At 47.7% G+C, this 2,154-nt stretch carries 1 protein-coding gene; it reads right to left on the reverse strand.

The window, feature by feature from the left end; all coding sequences use genetic code 11:
• Positions 1-474 precede the first annotated feature (474 nt).
• Positions 475-1,716 (reverse strand): IS256 family transposase, encoded by a 1,242-nt coding sequence (locus EH55_RS10520; RefSeq protein ID WP_081839554.1) that lies wholly within the window; start codon positions 1,714-1,716, stop codon positions 475-477.
• Between the last annotated feature and the right edge of the window lie 438 nt (positions 1,717-2,154).

Consider the following 2,154-nt stretch of genomic DNA (forward strand, 5'->3'; position numbering starts at 1 on the left):
AACGCATAGAACCCGGAGATCTGGAATAGCCCTAAACGCCTATAAGAAAAGTCCGGGCTGCAGTCCATTGACAGCCCGGATAGCGTATGTCATTATGGTGATACTGAAGCAGTAACGGTAACCCTTTGATGTCTTACATCGATCCAGGTGCAAGGGGTTTACACAGAATAAGTTACACTACCAAATTGGCCTACTAAACTTGGGGTAGACATCGCTTAATTAGAGTCTGTTCACATTAAATTGCATCTACGATCATAGCAAAGTAGATGAACCCACAGAACAGCACGTCAAGCTTATCGTAACGGGTAAATATTTTCCGAAGGTAGTGTAACTTATTCTGTGTAAACCCCTTGCCCCTGGATCGATGTAAGACATCAAAGGGTTACCGTTACTGCTTCAGTATCACCATAATGACATACGCTATCCGGGCTGTCAATGGACTGCAGCCCGGACTTTTCTTATAGGCGTTTAGGGCTATTCCAGATCTCCGGGTTCTATGCGTTCCTCAAAGTAAATGCACAGCTGTGACAGAATTTTACTCCAGTCCCTGTCCCTGCCGGTCCACTTTTCAGTGATGTCCATCGTCGCAAGATAAAGGAGCTTGAGAAGGGCGTCGTCTGAGGGGAAGATCGTACGTGTTTTTGTCACTTTCCTGAGCTGCCGGTTGTAGTTCTCGATCTGGTTTGTCGTATAGATCATCCGGCGCAGCTCATAGGGATACTTGAAATAAGCGGATAACTGAGGCCAGTTGTTCCGCCAGCTCGCTACCGAAGACGGGTATTTCGAGCCCCACTTCTCTTCAAGTCTGTCAAGCCCTTCCTCGGCCTGCTCCAGTGTAGGAGCCTGATAGACACCCTTCAAATCATTCATAAAAGCCTTAATGTCCTTGTAAGAGACGAATTTTGTCGTGTAACGGATCTGATGGACGATGCAGCGCTGGACTTCGGCCTTGGGATATACGGCGCTTATCGCATCTGCAAAGCCTGTCAGGCCGTCGACGGAGATAATGAAAATATCTTCGGTGCCGCGATTACGGATCTCGTTAAGGACACCGACCCAGTACTTGGCGCTCTCATTTCCGCCGACCCACAGGCCAAGGACTTCACGATGCCCGTCCAGTCTTGTCCCAATAGCAACATAAACGGCTTTCTTGACGGTTCGGCCGTCCTGCCTCACATTGAAATGCACGGCGTCCATAAAGACGACTGCATACTTTTTGGCCAGCGGCCGGTTCTGCCATTCTTTGGCAATCGGCAGAATTCGATCCGTCATTCGCGAAATCATTTCAGCAGAGGCATCCACACCGTAGATAGACTGCAGGTGAGCCGAGATATCCCGGGTCGTCATGCCTTTTGCATACATGGACAGGACCTGATCCTCTATATTTGAGATATCGGTCTGGTTCTTTTTGACTGACTGCGGTTCGAAGTCACCCTTGCGGTCTCTGGGGACGTCGATCGGGATATCTCCGGCCGAAGAGGTGACTGTTTTAGGGCTGTAGCCGTTGCGGCTGTCATCTGTATGCTTGTTCTTGTAGTCATATTTGCTGTAACCGAGATGGTCATCCATCTCGGCTTCCAGCATCTGCTGGATCGTATCTCCGAGAAGATCCCTCAGCATAGCCTGTACGTCCTGGGCGTCTTCCGGTTTGTAGTGGGAAAGGAGACTCTGAATAAGCGCTTTTCTTTCCGGTGTCAGTTTTCTCTGTCTTGCCATAAAAATATCCTCCTGGATTGAATTTATCTTAACACCAATCCAGGAGGCTTGCTTTCTTCTCTATGGAGTTTACACAGAATTTGTTATACTCTCTACCAGTKAWAATACTTACATATCCAGTCAAAAGTATATGTCATTGTGCGACCGAAAAGTTCATTATTTAGCAGGCCAAATACGACGAGCACGAGAGTTAGGGCTATAGAACCATAAAAGACTACATTATCTTCTTTGTTTTCTTGCATTTACAACACTCCTTCCAACTAAAAAATAGTGCACATATTGCGTTAAAAAAGCAGGCGCGCCGTGTTGGTTCGATATAAGGACGTCATCACGACGCGCAACGCAAATATCGCTTATTTTTCAAGCCATGTTTTACCCGCATCCGGCAGTATCTCTGGGAACATAGCGCGAATCTCCGCTTCAGCCTCTGGGTCGATC

The organism is Synergistes jonesii (assembly GCF_000712295.1).
Classification (GTDB): Bacteria; Synergistota; Synergistia; order Synergistales; family Synergistaceae; genus Synergistes; species Synergistes jonesii.

Excerpts from the sequence above, each read along its gene's own strand:
- EH55_RS10520 (WP_081839554.1), bottom strand. The coding sequence starts at position 1,716 with ATGGCAAGACAGAGAAAACTGACACCGGAAAGAAAAGCGCTTATTCAG.